This is a genomic window from Ciceribacter lividus (assembly GCF_003337715.1).
Lineage (GTDB): Bacteria > Pseudomonadota > Alphaproteobacteria > Rhizobiales > Rhizobiaceae > Allorhizobium > Allorhizobium lividum.
The window spans coordinates 1-24,951 of the sequence record NZ_QPIX01000008.1 but is presented as its reverse complement, the minus strand read 5'-3'; the positions used below and the strand labels follow the sequence as shown (position 1 = coordinate 24,951).

At 58.5% G+C, this 24,951-nt stretch carries 20 protein-coding genes and 2 pseudogenes; 4 read left to right on the top strand and 18 right to left on the bottom strand.

Translation table 11 applies throughout. The features are described 5' to 3' along the window. Nucleotides 1-53: 53 nt before the first annotated feature. The 7 genes from DFR48_RS14660 to DFR48_RS14630 form a co-directional block, all read right to left on the bottom strand. Complete coding sequence (locus tag DFR48_RS14660) at nucleotides 54-1,652, bottom strand: peptide ABC transporter substrate-binding protein (RefSeq protein ID WP_114363895.1); 1,599 nt, start codon at nucleotides 1,650-1,652, stop codon at nucleotides 54-56. Nucleotides 1,653-2,078: 426 nt separating this feature from the next. Then, nucleotides 2,079-2,216 carry a DUF1127 domain-containing protein gene (locus tag DFR48_RS14655; protein WP_112691827.1) on the bottom strand — a complete coding sequence of 46 codons (138 nt, stop codon included), beginning with the start codon at nucleotides 2,214-2,216 and terminating at the stop codon, nucleotides 2,079-2,081. 148 nt (nucleotides 2,217-2,364) lie between these two features. Continuing rightward, complete coding sequence (locus DFR48_RS14650; protein ID WP_114363894.1) at nucleotides 2,365-3,408, bottom strand: L-idonate 5-dehydrogenase; 1,044 nt, start codon at nucleotides 3,406-3,408, stop codon at nucleotides 2,365-2,367. Nucleotides 3,409-3,418: 10 nt separating this feature from the next. Then, nucleotides 3,419-4,825, bottom strand: a complete 1,407-nt coding sequence (locus DFR48_RS14645; RefSeq protein ID WP_114363893.1) for a TRAP transporter large permease — start codon at nucleotides 4,823-4,825, stop codon at nucleotides 3,419-3,421. Between the two features lie 3 nt (nucleotides 4,826-4,828). Next, nucleotides 4,829-5,401 (bottom strand): TRAP transporter small permease, encoded by a 573-nt coding sequence (locus DFR48_RS14640; protein WP_114363892.1) that lies wholly within the window; start codon nucleotides 5,399-5,401, stop codon nucleotides 4,829-4,831. Between the two features lie 75 nt (nucleotides 5,402-5,476). Then, nucleotides 5,477-6,454, bottom strand: coding sequence for a sialic acid TRAP transporter substrate-binding protein SiaP (locus DFR48_RS14635; protein WP_114363891.1), 978 nt, complete (start codon nucleotides 6,452-6,454; stop codon nucleotides 5,477-5,479). A 39-nt stretch (nucleotides 6,455-6,493) separates the two neighbouring features. Further along, nucleotides 6,494-7,240 (bottom strand): FadR/GntR family transcriptional regulator, encoded by a 747-nt coding sequence (locus tag DFR48_RS14630; protein WP_114364163.1) that lies wholly within the window; start codon nucleotides 7,238-7,240, stop codon nucleotides 6,494-6,496. A 246-nt stretch (nucleotides 7,241-7,486) separates the two neighbouring features. On the opposite strand from DFR48_RS14630, the gene DFR48_RS14625 reads away from it, so the two are divergent. Further along, nucleotides 7,487-10,567, top strand: a complete 3,081-nt coding sequence (locus DFR48_RS14625; RefSeq protein ID WP_114363890.1) for a hypothetical protein — start codon at nucleotides 7,487-7,489, stop codon at nucleotides 10,565-10,567. Next, on the top strand, nucleotides 10,527-11,291 hold the full coding sequence (locus DFR48_RS14620; RefSeq protein ID WP_245415619.1) for a PIG-L deacetylase family protein: 765 nt from the start codon (nucleotides 10,527-10,529) through the stop codon (nucleotides 11,289-11,291). Before DFR48_RS14625 ends, DFR48_RS14620 begins: the two co-directional genes overlap by 41 nt. A 21-nt stretch (nucleotides 11,292-11,312) precedes the next feature. Here DFR48_RS14620 and DFR48_RS14615 read toward each other — a convergent pair whose 3' ends face one another. The 7 genes from DFR48_RS14615 to pseB all read right to left on the bottom strand — a co-directional run bounded on the left by DFR48_RS14615 (nucleotide 11,313) and on the right by pseB (nucleotide 17,568). Next, nucleotides 11,313-11,999: a WbqC family protein gene (locus tag DFR48_RS14615; protein WP_170141891.1), complete on the bottom strand. Its 687-nt coding sequence runs from the start codon at nucleotides 11,997-11,999 to the stop codon at nucleotides 11,313-11,315. 43 nt (nucleotides 12,000-12,042) lie between these two features. Further along, nucleotides 12,043-12,522 (bottom strand): acyltransferase, encoded by a 480-nt coding sequence (locus DFR48_RS14610; RefSeq protein ID WP_114363887.1) that lies wholly within the window; start codon nucleotides 12,520-12,522, stop codon nucleotides 12,043-12,045. Continuing rightward, entirely contained in the window at nucleotides 12,519-13,574 is a 1,056-nt protein-coding gene (locus tag DFR48_RS14605) for an N-acetylneuraminate synthase family protein (RefSeq protein WP_170141890.1), read from the bottom strand. The genes DFR48_RS14610 and DFR48_RS14605 overlap by 4 nt, the downstream gene beginning before the upstream one ends. A gap of 13 nt (nucleotides 13,575-13,587) precedes the next feature. Beyond that, a complete protein-coding gene (locus tag DFR48_RS14600) occupies nucleotides 13,588-14,352 on the bottom strand; it encodes a cytidylyltransferase domain-containing protein (RefSeq protein ID WP_114363885.1) in 765 nt (254 codons plus the stop codon). Next, nucleotides 14,349-15,269, bottom strand: coding sequence for a hypothetical protein (locus DFR48_RS14595; RefSeq protein ID WP_147273549.1), 921 nt, complete (start codon nucleotides 15,267-15,269; stop codon nucleotides 14,349-14,351). The genes DFR48_RS14600 and DFR48_RS14595 overlap by 4 nt, the downstream gene beginning before the upstream one ends. 62 nt (nucleotides 15,270-15,331) lie before the next feature. Continuing rightward, nucleotides 15,332-16,531: a UDP-4-amino-4,6-dideoxy-N-acetyl-beta-L-altrosamine transaminase gene (pseC, locus tag DFR48_RS14590; RefSeq protein ID WP_114363883.1), complete on the bottom strand. Its 1,200-nt coding sequence runs from the start codon at nucleotides 16,529-16,531 to the stop codon at nucleotides 15,332-15,334. After that, on the bottom strand, nucleotides 16,528-17,568 hold the full coding sequence (gene pseB, locus DFR48_RS14585) for a UDP-N-acetylglucosamine 4,6-dehydratase (inverting) (RefSeq protein ID WP_114363882.1): 1,041 nt from the start codon (nucleotides 17,566-17,568) through the stop codon (nucleotides 16,528-16,530). The genes pseC and pseB overlap by 4 nt, the downstream gene beginning before the upstream one ends. 263 nt (nucleotides 17,569-17,831) lie before the next feature. Here pseB and DFR48_RS14580 point away from each other — a divergent pair, with 263 nt between their 5' ends. Together DFR48_RS14580 and DFR48_RS14575 are read left to right on the top strand one after the other, a co-directional pair. Then, nucleotides 17,832-18,515 carry a class I SAM-dependent methyltransferase gene (locus tag DFR48_RS14580; RefSeq protein WP_114363881.1) on the top strand — a complete coding sequence of 228 codons (684 nt, stop codon included), beginning with the start codon at nucleotides 17,832-17,834 and terminating at the stop codon, nucleotides 18,513-18,515. Nucleotides 18,516-18,626: 111 nt separating this feature from the next. Next, nucleotides 18,627-19,929 (top strand): annotated as a pseudogene (locus DFR48_RS14575) (IS3 family transposase). Nucleotides 19,930-20,123: 194 nt separating this feature from the next. Here the strand turns inward: DFR48_RS14575 and DFR48_RS14570 are convergent. From DFR48_RS14570 to DFR48_RS14555, 4 genes and pseudogenes are all read right to left on the bottom strand, one after another. After that, on the bottom strand, nucleotides 20,124-21,605 hold the full coding sequence (locus DFR48_RS14570; protein ID WP_147273548.1) for a hypothetical protein: 1,482 nt from the start codon (nucleotides 21,603-21,605) through the stop codon (nucleotides 20,124-20,126). Nucleotides 21,606-21,866: 261 nt separating this feature from the next. After that, nucleotides 21,867-22,838 carry a capsular polysaccharide export protein, LipB/KpsS family gene (locus DFR48_RS14565; protein ID WP_210205999.1) on the bottom strand — a complete coding sequence of 324 codons (972 nt, stop codon included), beginning with the start codon at nucleotides 22,836-22,838 and terminating at the stop codon, nucleotides 21,867-21,869. A 298-nt stretch (nucleotides 22,839-23,136) separates the two neighbouring features. Next, on the bottom strand, nucleotides 23,137-24,255 hold the full coding sequence (locus DFR48_RS14560; RefSeq protein WP_170141889.1) for a nucleotidyltransferase family protein: 1,119 nt from the start codon (nucleotides 24,253-24,255) through the stop codon (nucleotides 23,137-23,139). Between the two features lie 324 nt (nucleotides 24,256-24,579). Further along, nucleotides 24,580-24,855: pseudogene (locus DFR48_RS14555) on the bottom strand (integrase core domain-containing protein); the annotation flags it as partial. Nucleotides 24,856-24,951: the final 96 nt, after the last annotated feature.

Sequence of the window (24,951 nt, the reverse complement as noted above, 5' to 3'; positions counted from 1 at the left end):
ACGCGAAGAGGCGGAAACCGGTTCTCCCGGATTCCGCCTGTCCTGCATGTGCTTTATTCGACGGAGAGGAACTTGGTCAGGTGCTCGTTGACGGCGTTCAACTCGAAGCCCTTGACCTTGCGGGAAACGAGCCAGGTCGAGGCGTGGACCATCAACGGTGCGTTGCCCTGCTCGTCCATGGCGATCTGCTCGGCGTCATGGAGGATCTGCATACGCTTGGCCGGATCGCGTTCCGCGTAGGAGGCCTTCATCAGCTCGTCGTACTTCGCATTGGCCCAGTGGCCGTAGTTGAAGCTCGTGTTGGAGGAGACGAGAAGATTGAGGAAGTTCTCCGGATCGGCATAGTCGGCCGACCAGCCGGCGCGCGCCACATCGAAGGCGCCGCCTTCCTGCAGGTAGGCATAGTGCGACTTCACGTCGAGGTTCTGCAGCGTGACTTCCGCGCCCACGGCCTTCCACATGTCGGCGATCGCAGTGGCAACCTTCTTGTGGTTTTCGTTGGTGTTGTAGCGGATGTCGATCTTGAGCGGCTTGCCGCCTTCGCCGTAGCCGGCTTCCTTCAGCAGTTCCTTGGCCTTGTCTTCGCGGTCGAGCTGGTCGAGCGACGCCCATTCCGGCGTTGCCGCGGTATAGCCTTCCATGCCCGGCGGAACGAAGGAATAGCCCGGGAGCTGGGCGCCGGAGTAGATCTTCTCGGCGAGGAAGTCCCGATCGACGGCCATCGACAGCGCCTGCCTTACCTTCACGTCGCTGAACGGCTCGTGCCTGCTGTCGAAGACGTAATAATAGGTGCCGAGGTCGGTGCTGGCGAGGACCTGGTCCTTGCCGAGCTTCTCCTCGAGGAACGCCTTCTGGTCCGTCTGGAAGTTATAGACGACGTCGAGCTCGCCGGCTTCGAACATGCGTTCGGTGGCGGACTGGTCTTCGGAGGGGTTGTAGATCACCTTGTCGATCTTGACGTTGGCCGCATCCCAGTACTTGTCGTTCTTGACGGCGGTGATGTGGTCGTTCGGAACGTTTTCCGTCAGGCAGTAGGCGCCGTTGCAGACCATGTTGCCGGGTTTCGTCCATTCTGCGCCGAGCTTCTGAACGACGGCCGCGTTGACCGGCAGAGCCGCGTAGTGCGAGGCGAGCTGCAGGAAGTAAGGCGTCGGGCGCTCCAGGGTCACTTCCAGCGTCGTGGCATCGATGGCCTTCACGCCGAGCGTGTCGACGGCAGCCTTGCCGGTGTTGACGGCCTCGGCGTTCTTCACCGGATAGAGAATGTTGGCGTATTCGGCGGCTTCCTTCGGATCTTCCATGCGGCGCCAGGCGAAGACGAAATCGTCGGCGGTCACCGGATCACCGTTCGACCACTTGGCATCCCCGCGGAGCTTGAAGGTGTAGACGGTGCCGTCATCCGAAATCGTCCAGCTCTCGGCGACGCCCGGAATGACTTCGCCCTTCGGATTGTAGATCGTCAGGCCTTCGAACATATCGCGGACGACAAAGCCTTCGATGTCGATGGAAATATGCGCCTGATCGAGGGTCTGCGGTTCGCCGCCATTGCCGCGTCGGATGACCGTCTCGGCGGAAGCGAGGCTGGCGGTCATGGCAAGCAGCGTGCTGGAAAGCAGAACCGTCTTGAGGGTTCGCTTGAGTGAAGCGTTCATTGTTATATCCCCTATTGTTTTGTCAGTTGATCAGCCCTGAGGAGCCGTTTTCCTCAGGGTTTCATGTTCGTAAATGCTTGAATAAGCTGACTTCCTTTTGGGAGAGACAGCTAATACTCGCACGTGCGCCGACGCTACGACTTGAGTTCTGACAAAGCAAGAGGGGGTTGCGGGAGAGTCTTCGGGCCGGCCCGCACTTGTCCACAGTTGCCGATGACCTCGGGCGCGGCGGGTGGCCATATCTGCTGACGCAAGGGGAAGGGAAGGATGGGAGGCGAGGAAGGTCGCTCTGCCGATTCCCGCGGGACCTTCAAAAAAATATCCCGGCCGCGGGCTTTTGAAGGCCATGGCCGGGTTGTCGTCGTCTGCCGGGAAAGGATCACCCTGCCGGCTTCTTTGGTTGGCCCGTCGCCGGGCCTCTTCGCCTCAGCGGCCGAAAACGGCCTGGCGGATCTGCGACCGCGAGACGCCGATGTCCTTCAGGGACGCGTCGTCGAGACGGGAGAGTTCGCGATAGGCCTTGCGGAGGCGGAAGTATTCGGTGATTGCGTTGCCGATTTTCATAGCATTTGTCCTTCGATCTGACGCCTTCTATTTAGGCGTTTGCCGAAAAAACAGGAGATCAAATTTTGCACGGGAGGCATGCGTCGGCAGCAAATCTGCGGCCTGAATCTCGCCGTGACCGCAAAATCCGGCCGTGATCGGGACTGACTCAGGGCAAGAAGGTGACCTGGACCTTGCAGGCCCTTGTGCGGTCGCCAGCCTGTTCGAAGGCAGCGACTGCCTCTTCGAGAGGGAAGCTATGCGAGATGATCGGCCGGACATCGATCCGTCGGGCGGCGATGAGGTCGACGGCCAGCGCAAACTCGCGATCGAAGCGCTGTGTCCCGACGAGCTGGAGTTCCTTTCCGACGAGCGCATTCAGGGGGAGGGTGATGTCTCCGGTCACGCCGACCTGGACGATCGTCCCGCGCGGCCGGACCGTTGCGATGGCATTGCGAAGCGCGGCCTCGGCGGCGGAACATTCGAAGGCGACGTCGAAATAGCCCTTGTCCCTTTCGTAGGCCGCCAGTCGACCGGGCTCTTTCCCGACGTTGATCGCCTGTGTCGCGCCCATGGCAATCGCGCGGTCGAGCGCGGCATCGGCAAGGTCGGTCGCGACGATCTCGGTGGCCCCCGCATGGCGCGCGGCGGCGACGGCGAGCACGCCGATCGGACCGGCGCCCGTCACCAGCACCCGCTTGTCCGCGAGGCCGCCGGCGCGGGCGGCTGCATGAAGGCAGACGGCGAGCGGCTCGGCGCAGGCCGCCTCGTCCGCGCCGACGAGGGTGCCCGCCGGCAGGCACTGGAACGCCGGCACCGTGAGCCAGTCGCGGAACATGCCCTGCGCATGCGGAAGGCGCATGGCGCTTCCCATGAACTGCATGTCGAGGCAGTGGATCGGAAGCCCCTCCCGGCAGAAGCGGCAGGTGCCGCAGGGCCGGCTCGGATTGACCGCCACGAGATCGCCGAGCGAAAGGCCGGTGACCCCGGCGCCGAGGGCGGCGACATGGCCGGAGGCCTCATGGCCGGGAATGATCGGCTCGCGCACCCTGACGGGGCCGAAGCCGCCATCCTGATAGTAGTGGAGGTCCGAGCCGCAGATGCCGCCCGCCGCCATCTTCAGGAGGACCTCGCCGGGCCCGGGCGACGCAACCGGCGCATCCTCGACCCTGAGGTCACGGCGGCCGTAGAGGCGTGCGAAGCGCGTCTGCATCCTCGCACCTCTACCGCAGCAGGCCGAGTTCGGTCGGCAGCCAGAGCGTGATCGCCGGGATGAAGGTGATCAGCAACAGGGCCACGAACAGCGGGATCGTCCACGGCAGGATCGCCATCGAGGTGCGCTCCACCGACAGCTTCGATATCCGCGAGAGCACGAAGAGAACCATGCCGACCGGTGGCGTCAGGAGGCCGATCATCAGGTTCAGCGTGAAGATCAGGCCCATATGGACCGGATCGATGCCGTAGCGGGCCGCAATCGGCATCAGGATCGGCACCAGGATGCTGATCGCCGCGATGGTGTCGAGGAAGGCGCCGACGATCAGCAGCAGGACGTTGACGATGATCAGGAAGGTCCACCAGCTGTCCGTCAGCGAGAACATGAAGTCGGAGAAGAGCTGGGCCGCCTGGCTGACGGTCAACAACCAGGCGAAGATCGACGCCGTGGTGACGATGAAGAGCACCGAGGCGGTGGTCTCGATCGTGTCGAAGCTCGCCTTCGCCAGCGTGCGCAGGGTCATGGTGCGATAGCGGACAAGCCCGAGGAAGAGCGACCAGATGACCGCTGCGACCGCGGCCTCGGTCGGGGTGAACCAGCCCATGGTCATGCCGCCGATCAGCAGCACCGGCGTCATCAGGGCCATGACCGCGTGGAAATCGAAATACCAGTCGAGCGCGATGAGCGCGGCAAGCGCGATGAAGACGGCGATGTTGATCGACAGGCCGGCAAGAATCAGCATGTAGACCGCGGCCGGGAAGCAGAGGACGATGGCGACCTCGAGCGAGGCCGCCCCGAGCTGCCTCAGTTCGAACGGCGTGTCCGAGCCCCAGCCCTTGCGATGCGCGAAGATGAAGACCGTCAGCATCATCAGGCCCGCCATCACGATGCCCGGCAGGATGCCGGCCATGAACAGCGCGCCGATCGAGACATTGGCCATCATGCCGTAGATGACGAAGGGGAGCGAGGGCGGGAAGATCGGGCCAAGGGTCGCGGAGGCGGCCGTCACCCCGACGGCGGCTTCCACAGGATAGCCGTGGTCCTTCATCGCCTTGATTTCGATCGTGCCGATGCCGGCGGCATCCGCAAGCGCCGTTCCGGACATGCCGGAGAAGACGACCGAGCCGATGATGTTGACCTGTGCGAGGCCGCCCTTCATCCAGCCGACGAGGGAGAGCGCGAAATGGTAGATGCGGCCGGTGACGCCGGCGATGTTCATGAGGTTGCCGACGAGGATGAAGAAGGGAACGGCGATCAGCGGAAAGCTCTCGACGCCGGCGATCATCCGCTGGGCGGCGATGATGTCCGGGGCGACGCCATAGATCAGAAGATAGAGGAGCGACGAGACGCCGAGCGAGACGGCGACGGGCGTGCCGATGATCGTGAGGGCGAGGAAGGATCCGATGAGCAGCAGCACGTGTCACACCCCCTGAATGCCGGATTCGCTCGCCTGCTCGCGAACGGTCTTTTCGTTGATCATGTCCCTGACGAAGTTCTGCACGGAGCGCGCCAGCATCAGCGCGAAGGCGGCAAACACGGTATAGAAGACATAGCCGCGCGGCAGGTTGACCGTCACCATGCGTTCGTTGCCGACGATGGCGATATACCGCCACATCAGCCAGGTCGTGTAGGCGAAGAAGCCGATGACGATGAAATCGACCAGGAGCTGCAGCAGACGCCCGATCTTCGGTGGCAGGAAGCGGTAGAGAAGGTCCACCTGGATGTGCCGCGCCATGCGCACGCACATGACCGAGCCGAGAAACACGATGACGACGAGACAGTTCGCGGCGATCTCCTCGGTCCAGGCGAGACTGTTGTTCAGCGCATAGCGGGTGAAGAACTGCAGGAAGACGCAGGCCGCCATCAGCCAGAAGACGGCCATGTTGAGCCAGTCCTCCACCGCATAGGAGGAGAGGTCAGCCGGGCCGGTGTCCTCCTCGAAGGCATGCGCCATCTCTTCGACGCTGACCTGAGCGTGCTGTTGTTCCTTCATCGGGAAACTCCGCCAATCTCGGGGAAGGGGGGCGCCCGGCGACGCAGGCACCGGGCGCGATGGGCGTGTGCCGTCTTACTTGACGGCGCGGATGGCTTCCCAGTCGGCCTTGTCGTAGCCGAACTCCTCGAAGCTCACCTTCTCCATCACCGCCTTCTCGAAGTCGGACCTGTCGACCTCGGTCACGGTGATGCCCCGCTCCTTGAACTTGTCGACCAGCGCCTTTTCGCGCTCCTCGATGATCTTCGTGCTGCGCTCGGCAGCCTCCTGCATCACCTCGGTGAAGATCTTCTTGTCTTCATCGGAGAGCTTCGCCCACAGCATGCCGGAGACCACCGTATTGAGGTGATCGACGATGTGGCCGGTGAGGCTGATGTTCTTCTGGACTTCGTAGAACTTCTTCGCCTCGATCGTGGTGAGCGGGTTTTCCTGCGCCTCGACGGTGCCGTTCTGGAGTGCGAGGTAGACTTCGGCAAACGCAATCGGCGTCGTGTTGGCGCCGCAGGCGCGCGGCATGGCGAGGTAGGCCGGGACGTCCGGAACGCGGATCTTTAAGCCGGCCATGTCGGCGCACTTGGCGATCGGCCGGTTGGAGGTGGTGTGGCGGGTGCCGTAATAGGTGACGGCAGCGATATGGTTGCCGCCGGAGGCCTGCTCGTAGCCGGCGGCGAGCTTCTTGAAGACGTCGCTCTTGGTATAGGCAATCAGGTGCGCCGGATCGCGGAAGGTATAGGGATAGTAGGTGACGCCGATCGGCGGATACTCACGCGCGGCGAAGCTCGATCCGGAAATGATGATATCGACGGTGCCGAGCTTCAGGCCCTGGTTGATGTCGGCTTCCTTGCCGAGCTGCGAAGCCGGGAAGACGTCGACCTTGTAGCGCCCGTCTGTGCGCTTGGCGATTTCTTCCGCCGCCCACACCGATTCGGTGTGGAAGGGCTCGGATGTTTCGTAGACATGGGCCCATTTGAGCACCGTCTCCGCCTGGGCGGTGATCGCCGAGGCGAGAATTGCAGCAGTCGCACCGAGTAGCATCGTCAGTCTGAACTTCATCTTTTTCTCCTCCCAAGTTGAAGTCGCTGGAACGTGTCGTCAAAGTCCTCCGGCCTGTCCTCCCGCCGCAGTCGCGGCTGTCTCGGACGAATGGTCTTCCCCGAAGCTCTCCGAGAGCCGGAGTTCGGATTGTTGCAGATGGTCGCACATCGCCTTGCGGGCGGCGGCCGGGTCGTTGGCGGCGATCGCGTCGCGGATCGCGCGATGCTCCTCCGTCGCGGCCTGCCAGGTCCGGCGGTTCTCGAAATAGCTCGCCAGTTTCTCGAAATAGGGCGTCATGCGCATGTCGTGCATGCTGCCGACGAAGCGGTTGAGGGTCGCGTTGGCGATGATGCTGGAAACAATGACGTGGAACTCCCGGTCGAGTGCCAGCGCCCGGTGCCGGTCGTCGACCGCCGCCACCATCTCTTCGAGGTTCCGGTCGAGGAGTGCGATATGTTCGGGCCGGGCGAGACGGGCGGCCTCCTCGACGACGGCGCATTCCACCACGGCGCGTGCCCGCAGCAACTCGAAGGGACCCTCGAAATCTTCGGGCGGTGCGCCTGCCGCCGACGCCTTGCGCGCGGCGACATAGACGCCCGAGCCCATGCGGATGTCGATCAAGCCCTCGACTTCCAGCACGATCAGCGCTTCGCGAACCGTCGGCCGGGAGACGCCGAGGCGCTGCGCGAGCTCGCGCTCGGCCGGAAGGCGCGAGCCGGCCGGCAGCTCGCCCCGCTCGATCAGGCTGCGCATCTGGTCCGCGACCTGGCGGTAGAGCCGCCGCGTCTCCATGACCGTGAACATCGATGACACCATTGCGTCGACTTTCCAATCAGGTCGTCAGGTGGTCAAGCCAATTTGGAGGTGAAGGTATACTGAGGGTGGGGCGGGAGTCAAATGGAGAGGAGGGGGTCGATGGTGGCATGTTTGTATCGTGCTTAGATGGCTCCAGGTTGTGCGGTGTAAGCTGGTCCTTCTGGTGGCATCAGCGAATTCAGCCGGTTTGAAAAGGCAATCGTAAGCCGAGGGACAATATCCAGGGATGTCCGTTTGACTTTGCCGGTGTACCGTGATTTCTACGCGCAATTTCACCTATGGTTGAACTTGGGGGTTGTTTTGTTAATTTCGGCCGATGGCAAAGGTGCAGTCAGCATACCTGACCCCACGAATGCAGCGGAAAGTCTGTCCAGAGAGCAGCTCGTTCATGAGGGACTGCGGCTCTATTCGCACGCGGCAGCAGAGGAAGCTCGGGGTTGGGTTCTCAGCATTCATTTCAGCGGCGCGGCTATGAGAGGTGTGTTGGTCGAAGTTGCACGTGCACTCATACGTGGTGTCTGCCCGGCGGAAGGCTTCAACTTATTAGACGCTGCACTTGCCGGAGATCCGGAAGATATTGCGCTCGCGGTTTCGGCGGGGCGGTTGATCAGTAAACAGCCGGAGGCGTCGCAGCTTGTAGCCACAATTCTCCGCCGTCAGTCCGAAAATCCCGATCATTTAAGCTTGCGAGATACGGTTACGCGGGTCCTTCTCCGGCGAGGGCGCTGCGAGGACGCTGCCGAATGTGCCAAGGGCTTGGAGATCGCCGCAGGCAAACAGCCGGCATTCGCGATACTGTTGTGCGACGTTGAAAGTGCCTGTGGCCGACACGAAGCGGCAATAATGTGGCTTCGGCGAAGCGAAAATCTTGCCCTCACGCCGGCGCAGGCAGCGGACATCAGAGGCAGACTCGTCCGCGAGGAATTTCTCTCCGCTCTGGTGGCGCTGCACGGCACCGACTGCGAGGAGACTTGGTCTCAGCTTCGGAGCATGACGATCGAGAACGGCGTTCCGGTCGAGGGCTGGGACAGCCTCGTTCGGGTCGCTCGCGATGCAGGCAGAATGGCCTATTTCGCGGACGTTTTTTCGGCTGCGCTTGAGGATGTGAGAGTACGACCCCAAGTTGAGTCCTTCTATGTCGAGGCCGAGGCGGAACGCCCGGCTGTTGCGGCGAGGCGGTTGGCGGAACTTGAGCCTGCCGATTTGCGGCGCGCGATCAGGATAGACACGTTACTGGCCGATGCCGGCATAGAGACGGAGGCGAACTTCCGCGCTCGGGGCTTTTTAAAGGCAAATCCCGAGTGGCTCGCGCTGGCCCATAGGTTGCTCGATCGACTTTCTCGAAGATGCGACTGGAACGCGATCGATGAAATCTGCTCCGAAGGTCTTACTGCGTTGCCCGGGGACGGTGGTTGGATGCGCAGTTGGGCGGCTATGATGGTCAAGGCAGGCCGGGTTCGAGAGGCGGTCGATCTTTGTCGGCGTGGCATAGAACTTGTGCCGCATGACGCCGCGCTTTCAACGAGTCTAGCAAACTACCTCCTTCGGATGGGTGAGCCACAAGAGGCTCTTGAGATTGCGATAAGAGTGCAGCGACAGAGAGGCAATAACGCCGAGCTTGCGATCATTGCGGCGGAGGCGCTGAATGCGCTCGGCAGGCGAGATGAAATGATCGACGCGATTACCGAGGCGCGGTCCTCTCTCGAGGTTGAACTAGAATACAGCGGGAGAGAGAACGGAAATGCCGCGCTTCGCTTGCGCCTTGACTGGCTTCAGATCGTGGTTGACACCGGTGAACTGATTTCCTCGGTTGCAGTGGCCGAACCTGCGAAAGGCGTCGTTGCTATTCTTACACAACGGTCGCCGCTGGTTATGTTGTGGACGGGGATCGCCGCTTGTGAAATGCGCCGACGTGGCTACGAGACGGTATACTTGGATTCTCCGTCGGTCTTGCCATTTGAGCCTGCTGATCCCGAGCTGAAGGCGTTGAACGGTGCGATTGATCCGACAGGCCGCCGTTTCGTCGATGCCGAACAGGCAAGCGGTCCGCATCCTGACTGGCCGGGCGGGTATCAGCGGAACATCGAGCGCAATGGCTATGATCTCTATCAGCCCATTACCGAGAGAATAGCGACTGCGCAGCGTCGCTATCGCATTATCGAGGGCAAACAGGCGGACGAACTCGCCAAGGACGGCATGGTGCGGGCTGACGTCGCCATGCAGATGTGTGAGCGACTTGCCAACTGGAGTAAGCAAACCGGCAAGCGTGTCCTGATTTTCAGCTCGATGACGCATTACTCCCCCGCCTGCATTTACAAGCAATTCGCTGCTCGTTGTTCACGGCAGTTGCCGATCGAATATGTCGAATTCAATGCAGGTTATGAGCAGTACAAGAATAACAACACAAACCAGGCTGGATCGACCGTTTCTGTGGCGAACCTCACCCGTAATCCCGATCAGCGCGTTTGTATCCACGCCACCAGACGAGCGTTCGAGGAGTGGCTGAGCCGAAGGACCGCAGATGGAGAGGCCGAACGCGAGAGTGACGAAATTCTCCGGCTTCGGCGTGCTCCCGGTGACGGATCGGAAGCGGCGAAGGCCGCCTACGACCGTCTCGTGGCCCATCGAGCCAGGGGTGGGAAGGTCGTCTGCTTGCCCGGCAAGATCACCTATGACATCGCCATAGAGGAGGAAGGGGGGCCGGCCCATCGGGACATGGCAGACTGGCTAAACCATACTATCGAAGTGGTGCGTGGTCTCGATGACGTTCTTCTTGTCATCAAACCACATCCTTATGAGGTCATCCGCGAGATAGCAGATCCGAACGAGATGTTTAGTGATCTTATTGAGGTGCCGCTGCCGGATAATTGCATTGTTCTTGGTCATCGTTGGTTCAATTTGCCAGAAATCATGCGGTACACTGATCTGGTAACGCTGTGGCATGGAACGGCAACTCTGGAATGCCTTGCGCAGGGGGTGCCGGTGATTGTCTCCGCTAAATGGGGAGTACTCGATCATCCGATTGAGGTGCTGGCGCCAACGGACCGAGCGAACTATGCGGCGCTGATTACCACGCGAGGATCCCAGTCAGTCAACCCAGCCACGCAACTTCGAGCAAGGCAATTGATCTCCTACCTCGTCGGTGACGAAGTCATTATTCCCTATCCTTATTCGAAGCTCTCGGTGCTGCGAGCCGCAAGTGTAACAAGATGGGGATGGAATAAGGAATGTGTGGACCGATATCTTGCCAATGGCGACCTACATGTGACGCATATTGCTGACCTCGCAGAATATGGCTTCCGGCAACCGGTCTGACCAAATCTCGACGAAAGACGTGATAGAAGGAGGAAATGTGCGGCGAATACTGGTGGTGGCGGCTCATCCAGATGATGAGATTCTCGGTTGCGGGGGCTCGATACGGGCGCATTGTACGGCTGGACATATTGTTCGCACCGTTATCGTTGCGCAGGGCCTGACTGCCAGGGGTGCAGTTAGCGAAGCTGATCTCGACGCTCACCGTCGGGCGGCGCGCGAGGCGAATGCACGTTTAGGGGTCGATCGGGTGGTCTTTGGCGATTTCCCCGACAACGCGATGGATACTGTCGCGCTTCTCGACGTGGCTAAATTCGTCGAGGCACAGATCCATGAGTTTCAGCCGGATACGATCTATACCCACCATCCACATGATCTAAACGTCGACCATCGTGTCGTATCCCAAGCCGTTGCGACTGCGTGCCGAGCGCAACCGGGTATCGGGGTGGATACGATATTGTTTTTCGAAGTCGCATCCTCCACAGAATGGCAATTGGACCCCACCGGGGCGGCTTTCGTGCCGAACTGGTTTGTAGAGATTTCGCCGTACCTGGATGATAAAATGCAGGCTCTTGCTGAATATGCGCACGAGATGCGACCTTGGCCGCACACGCGCTCCTATGAGGCAGTGAAACATCTTGCCCGTTGGCGGGGCGCAACCGTCGGTGTGGAAGCGGCAGAGGCCTTTGTGCTGGCGCGCCGGATCTTGCGCGGAAAAACGCCCTGACGATCTCGGAGTCTTGCTACGTCAGCGTGATCTGAAGTTTGGCAGTTGACCGGTCGAAAACCAGTAATCCACTGTGCTTAAATAGGGTATGAACTCGCCCCACGGTTGGGGGTAGTGGTCCATTTGAAAATCCTGAAATACTACTGAGATGCCTTTCTCTTCAAACGAAGAAATATCCAAATAGTTGGTTCCCAGCGCGCCGGAAATATAACGCGTGGCATGGAAGGTGAGGCATAGGTCAAGCACAAGATCTGACTTCCGACTGGCGATGCCAAGTGTGCTGGAACGCACAAGGTGCGTCGTTATGCCGGCCTCCTTCACCCAGCCAAGCAGTTGATTCCAGCAATAATCTACAAAGCCATCCTCAGGATTGGAGATCCAGCCTTCAACGATTGGAAATACGTGAGAAAAAGCACTACAACGGCGGTAGGCTCCTTCGATGGACTTCAGGTGCTTGGAACGCCAATCCCGAGTTTCGTCGATCCTCAGATCCATCATCGACTTGTTGATGTGACCTTTCGCAAGAATGGGAACTGTGAGCCAAGTGGGCCCGTTCGCCGTCTTAATACGATTTCGGTTGGTGAAGCTGTTCTTCTCGAACTGGACGTCATCGAGAAAAACAAAGACGTCCGCACGCGCGATCTTCTCGATGTATCCGGGCCACGGCAGATACGCAGGTTGGTGTGCCGATAGAACAATATCGGACATCACACAGCCTTCATGATATGCATCCCGAAATTCCGTCCGCATCTCAGGTCCCCATGTCGGGATTTTCACGAGTTGCGACCCGGTCTTCGTAGTAGCCAACCCGCACCGTTCCCGGATTTCCTGACACGAGCGAATAGGGCGGGATTTCACCCGTCGGCACAACTGTTCCAGCGGCGATCACGGAATTATGGCCGATGGTGGTGCCGCCTTTGATTACGCTGTGTGAGCCAACGAAAACGTGGTCGCCGAGAATGATGTCTCCGCGTTCTATTTCGTCGGCTAGACCGATGCAACGCTTGTGGGAATCGGCGCAATTGATGGAAACAAACGATGCGATGTCGCAGTTTTTCCCGATGACAAGTCGCGCACCCGTCGCGTTGACGATAGTCAGCCCTCCGATAAATACACCTTCCGCGATTTCCGGTTCGCCGAGCATCCACACCAAGGGGTGAAAGGGGTTGGGGGGAAAGTGGATAGCTTGCGAGAGCGTGTGGGCAAATGTGTTGTCGTGATCCTCGTTCATCTGCCAAAATCTCCAAAGCTCAGAACGCTGCCGCGCGGCAAGGAGCGCAATGCCCTCAGACCGGTGATGCTACTAAGAAAGGAAGGGGGCAGACCGCCACCGGGACGGCGTGCCCCGATGTTATGAGGTCCTAGCTCTTCACCTTCAACGATATCGAAGAGCGCAACGACGCTACGCCGGGCCAGCGTCTTCATGCCGTTCTCGCCGGCGGCAGCGCGTACATACGGCTGCCCGACGATACGTTCCGCAGTCCGAATCGCCTCGATCCAGGCTGCAAGATCCTCCGGCGACTCTGAAAACCAATGGTCAGGACCAGGAAGGCCACGATCGAGCGTAAAGTGTTTCTCGAATATCTTCGCCCCCAAGCCCGTCGCCATGGCCGCCGCCTGGGAACCGATCGTATGGTCGGAGAATCCGGTGACGAGTCCGGGGAAGGCGTTTTGCAGCGTTGTCAGACGCGCGAGATGTACCTCCTCGGGGGGAGTTGGATACATTGACGTGCAGAGCAGGAGCGCCACCTCCCCGCCCTCAAACCAACCGGCGGCATCAAGGGCACTGTGCACCTCGGCAAGATTGCTCATGCCCGAGGAGAGGATCAGCGGTAGTCCGGCTCGCGAATAGGCCTCTATAAGTGGAAGGTTGGTGAAATCGTCCGATCCGATCTTGATGGCAGGGACGTCGAGCTCGAGCAGAAGTTCGAGATCCGAAACATTCTGGGGTGTCGAAAAGAACGTAATACCAATTTCCCGACAGGCGCGCTCGATGGCGATCCAGTCCGGTTTCGACAGCTCGTGTCTCTCGAACATGTCGAGCAAAGACTCCGTCACCTCTCGCCCTTGAGAGCGATAGGTGAAGAGCTGGGCGGGATCGCCGCAGAACTCTTCTGCTGAAAAGGTCTGGAACTTGACTGCGTCGGCGCCGCACTCATGTGCTACACGGCACATCTCGATCGCCCTCTCGCGATCACCACAATGGTTAATACCTACCTCGGCGATGACGAAAGCCGCATCGCCCGTGCCGATGCTGCGCGAATCAATGCTGTAGGGTCTCATCATGAGTATCCTCTCATCGATGCGCCTCAGGATCCGCCAGAAGGATTGACGATCTCAGCCTTGCCGTGTCCACACGAGAGGCGTTTATCCCGAGTAGATCCTGTCGCTCCTGAACTAGGCGAGCAAGTTCCATCCATGGAGCTCTTTCTCCACCGAGCAACCGAAATACATTGTAGACAAAAATATAGTCTTCCGGGTGATCCAGCGTCCACCGTTGCTGCGCATAGCTTGCGTCAGGCGCCCGTACCGACATCCGTGTGAAGCAACTTTCCCGCCTGAGAAAAGGAGTCACATGTTCACGGTCCGCTGGAAGTGCCGCCTTTTCGAAAGCATCCTCCAAGGCATCACGGCTAAATGCCTCACAGTCCAGCCCGTGCGGAAAGCCCGGCGGCAGATTGTTGGTGGCGTAGTCGAGATCGAAGCGGCTTCGCACCGCAATTACATCAGAGCAAACTCCGGGATCAATCAGAGGGCAGTCGCTGGTTACCCGCAAGATGACGTCCGCGCGGCTCATGCGGGCAGCGCCGATATATCGCGCAAGTACGTCGTCGCCGGCGCCAACAAAAACGGATGCTCCCGACTTCCTTGCCTCGGCTGCAATCACGTCACTTGCAATCCCCTCTGCAACTGCACAGCAGACCTCATCGACGCCTACGACCTGCAGGCAGCGTGCGATAACTTCTGCGAGAACCGTCGAATTTCCGAGTGAAAGCATGATTTTGCCCGGAAGTCTCGTTGAGGCGAAGCGGGCCTGTATAATGGCAACAGTACGGGTCATCGGGCCTCCACGGATCTCGTTCTGGTGTGATCGAACAGGCTTTCGATGGCTGCAAAGACCCTGACGCTGCCAAAGCCGTCAACAGTCTTCTGAGCGGCCTCGCCCATCGCCCTAAGTGCCACAGGATTGGCAAGGAGCCGACGGACGGTTTCACCCGCCATGCCCGGCCGGTCGAGCAACACGGCTGCCCCATGATCGACGAGCCATTCTGCGCCAGCACGTTGGTTCTCGGCGAGGATCATCAAGATGAGCGGTTTGCCGAGACTTGCCGCTTCAAGCGCAGTGACTCCGCCCGCGCAGAGCACTGCACCGGCTTCGGGCATGACTGATGCTAGGTCGCTATTGTGGTGCCAGATGACTTCATCGCGCAGACCGTCGGGGCGGGCACTTGCGCAGGCAACCTCGACTGAGACACGGCATCCGGCGCGCTCGACGCTTTGTGCTAGATCGAGGCAGAGCCGCGCCATCTCTCCCCCACCGGCAGTAATCAGGAGGCCTCCTTCCTGCTCTCGGCTACCGGCGTTGGCGATCTCGGGTCTTATCAGGGCATATGCCGCGCCGAGAAGACAGGTCTCCGCTTGAGCATAGGCATTTGCGAAGACAACGTCGGCTCCCGGATTGGGGTTGATGACGAGGTCGGCAGGCCAGACAGTATCCCCGAGGTCATCTATGACACAAAGTGGTGCTATCGCTTTCAAAGCTGCCCCGGTCACAGGCGGCGTACCATAACGATCTAGTACAATAACAGTCTCATCTGCTGGTGGACGTTCGTCCAGCGGCGGAAGATCGGCTCCGCGGAGGATTTGCGAGCCAAGTTGTCTCCATCTGCCCAATGCCGGATGGTCGGGGAGCGCAGTCTCCAGAACGACATTGACGCCGGCGTCACGGGCCTGCGATGCGATCGCAGCGCATCGCATTACGTGTCCTAATCCGATGCTAGGACCGCAGTCTGCGATAAAGTGTAACGTTCGACCCATCGTCAACCCTCCAGGATATCGGCGAGTTCCGAGACGACAAAATCGACATCACCTTCGCTCATACCGGCGTGAAGTGGGAGGGAGAGGCAACGTTTGTAATAGGTATCTGCACCCGGAAGGTTCGCGGGTCCGCACTTCTGTCGCTGCCAAGGCTGGCGATGAACGGGAATATAATGAACCTGCGTACCGATCCCGCGAGCGCGCAATTCGCGCATTACCTGAGCGCGATCCTTACCCACGGACTCGAAGTCTATAAGCACCACCTGGAGGTGCCAGCCGGGCTCTTGACCAGAAAGTCGAGTGACCGGACGCACTTTGTCACTGAGCCGCCGGAGCAGCGCGTCATAGTGCGCGACAAGCGCCCGCCGCCTCTCGACAAGCCGGTCGAGCTTGGCCAGCTGCGAACGTCCGAGAGCACAGTTGAGATCGGGAAGACGATAGTTCAGCCCGAGTTGTTGCTGTTCGTAGTACCAATCGTTGACCGAGCCGTCAGGCGCGAGTGCGAGATCGTGGTCAAGAAATTCAGTCGGATCGCGCGTCATGCCGTGGTTTCGCAGGGCGCGCAACTTTTTCGCGAGTGAGGATTGTCGGGTGAGGACGGCGCCACCTTCGGCTGTGGTTATCGTCTTGACCGGATGAAAAGACAGCGCAACCGCATCCGAGTGGACGCATGCACCGACGGCGCCATCGGAGGTAACGCTACCAAGTGCATGGCAAGCGTCTTCGACTATTGCCGCGCCACAAGACCTTGCAATGGCTGCAACCGCTGCCATATCGGCGCATTGCCCTCCTAGATGCACAGGGATTACGGCGGAGAAACCTCCCCCCGCACGTTTTGCCGCTTCCTCGAGCGTTTCAGGCGTCATAATTCCGGTATCGGGATCGACATCGGCAAAGATCACCTCTCCGCCACACAAGTGAACAGCGTTTGCCGTAGCGAGAAAAGTGATAGACGGAACGATAACCTTGTCGCCCTTGCCGATACCGAGTGCCAGAACAGCAAGGTGAAGCGCTGCGGTCCCGTTGGAGCAGGCGACCGCGTGTTCAGCGCCGGTGTGGCGGCAAAGGTCAGCTTCGAAACGCTCGACCTCCGGTCCCGTGGTCAAATAATCGCTTTCGAGCGCCGCAATCACGGCCTCGCGATCAGATTCATCCAAAAACTGCCTGCCATAAGGCAGAAAAGCTCGCTTTTCGGAGTTCATAGGCCTCGAAACGCACGGTCTATCAAGTGGCGCAGACTGTCGATGTCCAGCCACTCGCTATTGCGATCACTACTGTATACGAAATATGGATCGACGGGTCTGGCTTCCTGAAAGGGCTCGCGCTCAAAGAAATTAATGCTCGGCTCGATAACATAGCGGTCGCCGAGATCCACGGTATTCTTGGCGTCGTCCTGTGTGATCATTGCTTCATGCAGTTTTTCACCCGGGCGTATGCCAATGATCTTGGTGGGAAGATCCGGGGCTAAGGCTTGAGCAAGATCTGGAATCGTAGAGGATGGTATCTTCGGGATGAAAATCTCGCCTCCGCGCATCAACGTGAAGTTGGAAAGTACGAAGTTGACCCCCTGACGCAGCGTGATCCAGAAACGCGTCATCCGCTCATCCGTGATCGGAATGTGGTCCGTTCCCTCGGCCATCAGTTTCCGAAAGAAGGGTACGACGCTACCCGCCGAACCGAGAACATTGCCGTACCGCACTACCGAAAAACGCGTGGAGTGATTGCCAGCGAGATTGTTCCCGGCGATAAAAATCTTGTCGGACGCAAGCTTGCTCGCCCCATAAAGATTAACCGGATTACATGCTTTATCCGTGGATAGCGCAATCACACGCCTGACCCCGCACGCAAGCGCGGCCTTCACGACGTTTTCGGCGCCCATCACGTTGGTCTTGATGCATTCAAAAGGATTATATTCCGCCAAGTCGATGTGTTTCATCGCTGCGGCATGTACCACGTAATCAATGCGTGACATCGCTTGCTGCAAGCGGTCAAGGTCACGGACGTCACCTATAAAATAGCGAATCTCCGGGTGTCGCGCAAACTCCGGGTCGCGGATCATCATCTGATGTTTCTGTTCGTCTCGCGACAGAACGACAACGCGGTGCGGCTTAGCGACCTCAAAGAGACGCTTTACAAAGCTTCTTCCGAAAGAGCCTGTACCACCGGTGACGAGAATAGAGGCCCCGTCAAGATTTTCGATTGTCTCGTCAAACTGACGTGTGCCCGCAGTCGCCGACATACTTAAGCCCCTCCGAAGTTTGTGCACGTCTAGGACAAAACAGCTCTTCTGTGCAACTCTTTTTAGAGGGCGTAGAGCAGTGAAGGAAGGATCAGTCAGTGACCAGGAACTTTCACGTTGCCGTCGACGATTGGCGGGATTTTCGCGGTTGCTGAAAGGGTCCTGTTCTCTGTATAGCGTTGCAGAGCAAAATGAAGGCGCGCCTGGTGGCAGCTGTGCATGCACGATATCGACGGAATAAAGAATAGTATTGGGGACGTTCTGTGGCGGGTACTGCTGGATACGACAAGATTTGGGATGACGTCTACGAGGCCGGCTTCAGCCAAAACTGGCCTTGGGATGCGGTTGTAAGCTTCGTCTTCCGGAACGCGCCGCGTGATAAGGCGCGCAGCGAAGTCTCCATCTTCGAAGTGGGATTCGGGACGGGCTCCAATCTTTGGTTTGCAGCTCGAGAAGGATTTTCCGTACACGGCATCGAAGGCAGCGCTATTGCGGTGGGGAAGGCGAAGAGGCGGCTTGCTGAAGAGGGGCTTGCAGGTGACTTGCGGATTGGGGACTTCACCCGTGCGCTCGATTTTGTCGACGGTTCTTTCGACCTCGTCATAGACCGTGCCGCGATTACCTGCGCCGGTATGTCCGTTGCGTGTGATGTGATCGAAGAAATTCGCCGCGTCCTGAAGCCCGGCGGGGCTTTTCTTTTCAGCCCCTATTCAAAGTCTCATCCTGTCGTTGGAAGGGCGAGGGAGATCGGCGACGGTCTGATGGATGACATTGTCAACAGTGGCCTTTCTGGCATCGGTCCGATCTGCTTCTGGGACGAGGAAGACATCCGGCGCGCGTTTTCCCGCGGCTGGGAAATTGTCTCTCTTGGCGAGCTTTCGTCCAAGGACCATGTCGATTGTCGATTCGATCGTGCTGAATGGTACGTCTCCGCGATCAAACAGTAGAAGCGCCGCTGATGGAGCAGTCTGTCCGCCATCAACGCCCTTGAGACAAATGGCTTGTAATTGAGAAGAGAGGATTTCTGGTTCATCGTAACTCGATCATAGGAAGCGAAGATGAGACAGAAATCCGGGCCGCAGAAACCGGCGGCAGAGCAAGTCATCAAGGATATCCGCCGTGCGACGCGCAAGCATCACTCGGCCGAAGACAAAATCCGCATCGTGCTGGAAGGCCTGCGCGGCGAGGAGAGTATCGCTGCACTGTGCCGCCGCGAAGGCATTGCCGAGAGCCTTTATTACAGTTGGTCGAAGGAATTTCTGGAAGCTGGCAAGAAGCGCCTGGCTGGCGATACGGCGCGTGCTGCCATGTCCGACGAGGTGAAGGTGCTTCGCCGCGAGACCCGCGATCTGAAGGAGGTCGTCGCCGAACAGGCGCTGGAACTGCGGCTTCTCAAAAAGAGCATGATAGCGGATGGGGGCGACGAGGAATGAGATATCCCGCCTCCGAGAAGCTTGAGATCATCCGGATCGTTGAGCAATCGCACCTGCCAATCAAGGCCGCACTCGATAAACTCGCCATACCGCGCTCGACCTTTTATCGATGGTATGATCGGTTCCTCGCCCATGGCGTCGAGGGACTTGAGGATCGACATTCAGCGCCGTCACGGGTGTGGAACCGCATCCCGGATGACGTCGAAGCCGGATCATCGACATGGCGCTGGAGCAAACCGAACTGTCGCCGCGCGAGCTGGCTGTGCGCTTCACTGATACGGAAAAGTATTTTGTGTCGGAGGCTTCGGTCTATCGCCTGCTCAAGGCCCATGACCTCATCACTTCGCCTGCCTTCATCGCCATCAAGGCCGGCGACGAATTCAAGGATAAGACGACCCGGCCCAACCAGCTCTGGCAAACCGATTTCACCTATCTCAAGGTCATCGGCTGGGGCTGGTTCTATCTGTCGACCATCCTGGATGACTTCTCGCGCTACATCGTCGCCTGGAAGCTGTGCACCACCATGAAGGTCGACGATGTCACCGACACGCTGAACCTGGCGCTCACGGCCTCGGGATGCGATATGGTGAGGGTCGAGCACAGGCCGCGCCTGCTATCGGACCATGGCCCGTGCTACATCGCCGCCGATCTTGGCGATTGGCTGGAACAGCGATCCATCGAACAAGTGCATGGTGCACCCGGCCATCCCCAGACCCAGGGCAAGATCGAGCGGTGGCACCAGACTCTGAAGAACCGCATCCTGCTGGAAAACTACTACTTCTCGCAGGACCTTGAGGCCCAGATTGCTGCCTTCGTCGATCACTACAATCATCGCCGATATCACGAAAGTCTGGGCAACCTGACACCGGCCGACGTCTACTTCGGACGCGGACATACCATTCTGCTGGAAAGAGAAAGGATCAAATGATCTGAACCTGATCTGAAACCATCAGACAGCGCCGGTTGCAACACCGGCAGCAAGCAGCTTAAAATCAACAAACAGACGGACCAGAAACTCCGATCTTCGCAAAGCCAATCTGTCTCAAATCATTCGCAGACGGACAGGCGCCCGTCGAAGCATCCAAGCGTCAGAACGAACGAAACAGGAAGATGTAGACGGGGTCAGTCCCTCTGGTGATCAAAGACAGTCGCGATCCTCGCGGCAACGCCCGGCCGCAAGTGATCTTCGTTGATCTTCCGGTATTCGCCGAGATCACCCGAAAGCGCACGCTGATACGCTTGGAGGAACAGAACCTGCGCATCGTCCCTCTCCGGGTCGACCCACAAGCCGGGGTAGGGCCCGTCCAGCCAAATGTCCTCAAGGTCACGTCGCGCGGCCACAAGAATGGACGGTATCGACAATGCCTGCGCGAGAACGGCGATGTTGCTTGTAGCGGTAATCACAACGGTTGCGGTCTTCAAGGGATCCACTCCGCCTTCGTCAAGCCTCACATCCGGGTTCTTGAATCGACCGCCCATGCCAGCAAGCCATGCTCTGAACGCCGCCTGATCCTCGGCGTGGGCAGATATCCGAATTTCCGCAGGTGCCGGCAGCTCGGAGCAAAGTGCCATAATTCGGCGCATATCCCGATCCGAAGGTTGACTGGCGATCACTACCCGGGGCGACACGGACGGCTCGCGTCCAAGTTCCCTCGAACGTGCTTCAACGAGCACAGACCCACAAGCATGGACACGAGCATTGGTGCCCGTGGATTTTATAAGTGTCGACTGCCCCTCGTCGATCACGAAGCGATCATCAGGTTCGAAGGTCGGGTAGCGCCTCCGCTGCGTGATCAGCATGGTTTCAATTGCAGCAGTGCGACCTCCACCGGATCGTGCGCCCGCGATCGCAAATAAGACTGGGAGCCGCGCTATATTTGTCGCAACCGCAACGGCCTGCGGCTCGGCAATTGCTCTCTTGCGGAAGCTGGCCGCTATGTCATTTAGATAAGCGAGCATCCCGCCCTCGTAACTTGCCGCAGACAAGGCGATCGACAACGCAACGGATTTGCTGTGCCCACCCTTTCTCAGACGCCTATACAGGTGCATCATTCTCATCAGCCCGAGCAGCCTTGTCTTCTGCCCGAATCTGATCGGCGCTAGCCGTATGGTCTCGTGTCTGAAAACCGCAGAGAGCTCGTGCTTCAACTGGTCGACAGCCTTCTGCAAAAAGGGGCGTTCTCGAGCCTCCGCGTCAACAAAGGCAAGGGAGATCGCTCCGGATCTCGACGTGGCAGCATCACGCGCAGGTTTCCGAGTAGGATTCCCGCTCGGTGGCGAGGTCTCGCCGAAGCCATTATTTAGAAAGCCGCATAAGCAAAAGGCATCGAAAAGCCGCTCGGAGGAAATGTAGATGCATTCGACTCCGAGCTCTTCGACGAGTGCGTTTATTTCCATATGAATTCGCAATTTTGGCGCAATCGCGTGCATGAGGCCGAAGGTGGCCTCATGAGGATACGCTGTTGGACGAACACCCCGCGTTCCGGCCCGAAGATAAGCCGCGATATTCCATGCTCGCTCGTAGACAGCTTTGTCCGCGTCGAGTGAAAGAAGTCGTCGTTTGCCAAGAATATAGCACGCTTCTGGCGGAATCCCGTTAGCCATCAGTGCCGCCGCTCTCGGCGTATCACACAGCACATGATAGTCGGCACTAACGGTCGACAGGATCCGCATCCGCGAAATGCCGAAGAGTTCTCCATCGATTCTCAGCGTCGGACCACCTCTCGAACGAGATATAGCCACGTGAAATAGTCCCGCCGGCCCGATCTTCCATCTTGCCCCTTGAGCACTCCCCATCCGAGAAACGTTGCCATTCACCAGTCAATGAACCTTCCGTAAGGCATCGCCGTTCTTCGACGCCAACGATCACCTGCGCAAGAGGCCGACCTCTTTCAGCCAAAGGCTAACCCCATTGGCGAGCGCCCGCGGTCTGGAGATGTTTCGAGACACATTCGCACTGTCGTCTTCTACGACGACGCCAGACGTCTTGTGTTGTTCGCGCGCCGCGAGACGCTGCAGCCCTATGTACTCCATGACCGTCTCCACCTCACAGCGCGCAAGACCGTTTGCCGGGTCGACATATCGCGGATAGCGGACGAGTGCTGCAAAGATGAGTTGCTCCAGGGAGGCAGGTCCTCTGCGAACCGGCGCTGGCAAGACATCTTGCGTTAATCCCCATCCTGCATAGAACGGCATGCCGAAGCATCGCAACGGCTTGCCCCAGATGAGAGCTTCGAACCCCATCTGCGACGTCACGGTGTAGACCTTCTCAGCCTGAGCAATCAGTCGAGCAGCATGGCAACGGTCAGCGATTATTCTTATCTTCGGATCGGCCTTCAAACTAGCAAGATCAAAATAGCCGGTCTTAACGCCGTCCAGGGTATCCGGATGCACCTTGACGAGGATCGTCGATGATGGATTGTCGCGAAGCGCTGCTTCTAGCATCTCTCCGAAAGACTTGGAGTTCGCCAACCCGAACTCCACGGAACAATCGTTGGCGACCTGATCGACAACGAGGACGTATCTGTCCGGGAGTACGCCCTCGAACTCTGGATCGGCGTTATATTTTGAAAGCCTCAAGAGCCGCCAGCGCGCAATGATGTCTGTAGCTCGCTTTCGTTCCTCCTCAGACAATCCTTGCCGGATCAATTCTTCCAATGTCGACGGCGCGGTTGCGTCGTAGTAGATTCCTTGAGAATCAAAGGCAAAAGACAGAGACGAGCTATTGCGGTCTATCGAACGCAAGAATCCATCTTCTAATAGCAGGAACGGAGAACCTGATTTTTTGGCGGCAATTACGGCTTGGAGCCCTGATGGCCGGCGCCCCCACCCGACCATAACGGCACCTTTGCCCCTTTCAAGGCTCGGAGGCAAGTAGGAGATGCGTCCCCCCAAGGCGACCCTAAGCGTTGGGTTCCTGGAAAGCGCCCACGACGTTGTTCTATATTTGTGCACGACCTTCTTGGACGGTAACGGGGTACTGACCGCATTCATCAACGACCTACCTGTATCGCAAGCAGTTCAGCGCCGCATACGATAGCAGCTTATTCAACAGACATACCCCTGCACATTTCATCGGCGCGTCTATCGCCTAGTGAAACTCATCGCCATACGTCGACGAACTATAGATCGCCAATCACATCTTCATCCGCACGGCCGCCAGATCAACAACATCACGATCGTCATTGACGAGGTTATAGTCAGCCAGCACCGTTCGCAACTGGGGCCGTGGCTTGACCCCCACCGTCGCTTGTGCCCGACGCAACTCCGGCTCAGTTCCGATATCTATCCAAGTCTCCATCAATGGGAAGAGGTTGATTTTGGCACCTAGCGAAACCATCTGCTGGATCAGCATAGGCATATCGATCCTGATACCATGTTCCAGCTTCGAGAGGATGTTGGGCGAGAGGACGTAGATCGCTGCATTAATGGCGTGTGAAAAAGTCGGCTTCTCACGCATAATGAAATTGCCGTAATCATTCGTCTCGATCACGCCATAAGGCACTGTAACAGCGTGGCGCTTAACGGTGACTGTAATATCGGCGCCGGATGCATTGTGATGATCAATCAGGCGATGGAATTGCAGATCCGTGAAGATGTCGCCGTTGACTACTAGAAGCGGCGCTTCGATGTCCTTGCTGATCAGTGAAAGGCAACCACCAGTCCCAAGTGGCTTGTCCTCATGCACATAGCGGATACGCGCACCAAAGTCCTCGCCATCTCCAAAATGGTTAAGCAATACGTCCTTACAGTAGTGGACGGACATAAAGACATCGCTGACCCCGCTATCAAGCAGATTGTCCAAGAGATGTTCAGCAATCGGCTTGTCGCCAATGGGCAGCATTGGCTTAGGAGTATTCTTCGTCAACTCTCCTAGCCTACGCCCGAACCCTCCCGCCATAATCAGCCCTTGAGCGGCAATTGGCCTGTACAACGAACCGGTCCGCACCTCGACACCCATTACACAGCCATTGGCGTCGAGCCTCGGAATGAGCTCCACACGCGATGACTTCCGCACATCCGTAAATTGCAGACGTCCGGTTGAACTGTCGTCGCCTTGAATAAGGCTCAGCGCGTCAGCGACCGTAAACTTCTTCGCTTCGTGTTCCCATATGAATTGACGCCAGCGGTCACAGCAAACCTCGGCCAGCATGCGACCGTTTTCGTCGGTAATGATTGCATTCTGGAACGGTGTCCAAAGAAAGAAGTGCGTGACCGTCTCGCATGAAACGCCGTTTAGAAAAACACCAATCATGATCCTTCTCCGCACTTGAAAAGTTTCGGCCTCATTAACAGCTTTGTCAGAGATACACAATAGCATAAAGGCATTACTCAACGACACGAATGTCAAGCAATATCAATACTTTAACACACAAGTCTCTATTGCGCCAAGACCGGCAACGACAACCGAAAGAAAGTCAGCAGAGCCGATATTGCGCGCCAAAATAGCCCCGAGCGACCGACTTCACAAGCCCGAACTGCGACGACTCTCGATTGCGTATGAAAGCCATCGCCGTGGAATGAGCTTCCGGCGCGGAAATGAACCGCACCGGCTTTACCGGAGGCTGTTTGGTTTAAGTTATGCAGCCATGGCTGGTTCGTCCAGCATGGCGTAGTGCTGCTCCTCGGCTTCGGCCGGCGGGATGTTTCCGATGCTCTCGAGGAGGCGTCGATGGTTGAACCAGTCGACCCATTCCAGGGTGGCGAATTCAACCGCTTCGAAGCTGCGCCACGGTCCGCGCCGATGGATGACCTCGGCCTTGTAAAGGCCGTTGATCGTTTCGGCGAGGGCGTTGTCGTAACTGTCGCCAACGCTTCCGACGGAAGGCTCGATGCCTGCCTCGGCCAGTCGCTCCTGTCAGTACCGGAGCAATACTCCCCAATAGTGCCGTTTGAATCTTCCCCAGGTGCTGCGGCCGCTGGTCTTCCGGGGCGCGCCCCGGAAGACCAG

Coding starts and splice junctions, on each gene's coding strand:
- DFR48_RS14650 (WP_114363894.1), bottom strand. CDS start 3,408: ATGCAGACGCGCTTCGCACGCCTCTACGGCCGCCGTGACCTCAGGGTC.
- pseC (WP_114363883.1), bottom strand. CDS start 16,531: ATGAACTCCGAAAAGCGAGCTTTTCTGCCTTATGGCAGGCAGTTTTTG.
- DFR48_RS14630 (WP_114364163.1), bottom strand. CDS start 7,240: ATGTTCACGGTCATGGAGACGCGGCGGCTCTACCGCCAGGTCGCGGAC.
- DFR48_RS14600 (WP_114363885.1), bottom strand. CDS start 14,352: ATGACCCGTACTGTTGCCATTATACAGGCCCGCTTCGCCTCAACGAGA.
- DFR48_RS14610 (WP_114363887.1), bottom strand. CDS start 12,522: ATGAACGAGGATCACGACAACACATTTGCCCACACGCTCTCGCAAGCT.
- DFR48_RS14565 (WP_210205999.1), bottom strand. CDS start 22,838: ATGGTCGGGTGGGGGCGCCGGCCATCAGGGCTCCAAGCCGTAATTGCC.
- DFR48_RS14655 (WP_112691827.1), bottom strand. CDS start 2,216: ATGAAAATCGGCAACGCAATCACCGAATACTTCCGCCTCCGCAAGGCC.
- DFR48_RS14640 (WP_114363892.1), bottom strand. CDS start 5,401: ATGAAGGAACAACAGCACGCTCAGGTCAGCGTCGAAGAGATGGCGCAT.
- DFR48_RS14635 (WP_114363891.1), bottom strand. CDS start 6,454: ATGAAGTTCAGACTGACGATGCTACTCGGTGCGACTGCTGCAATTCTC.
- DFR48_RS14560 (WP_170141889.1), bottom strand. CDS start 24,255: ATGATTGGTGTTTTTCTAAACGGCGTTTCATGCGAGACGGTCACGCAC.
- DFR48_RS14570 (WP_147273548.1), bottom strand. CDS start 21,605: ATGGCTAACGGGATTCCGCCAGAAGCGTGCTATATTCTTGGCAAACGA.
- pseB (WP_114363882.1), bottom strand. CDS start 17,568: ATGTCGGCGACTGCGGGCACACGTCAGTTTGACGAGACAATCGAAAAT.
- DFR48_RS14595 (WP_147273549.1), bottom strand. CDS start 15,269: ATGCGATGCGCTGCGATCGCATCGCAGGCCCGTGACGCCGGCGTCAAT.
- DFR48_RS14660 (WP_114363895.1), bottom strand. CDS start 1,652: ATGAACGCTTCACTCAAGCGAACCCTCAAGACGGTTCTGCTTTCCAGC.
- DFR48_RS14615 (WP_170141891.1), bottom strand. CDS start 11,999: ATGTCCGATATTGTTCTATCGGCACACCAACCTGCGTATCTGCCGTGG.
- DFR48_RS14605 (WP_170141890.1), bottom strand. CDS start 13,574: ATGAGACCCTACAGCATTGATTCGCGCAGCATCGGCACGGGCGATGCG.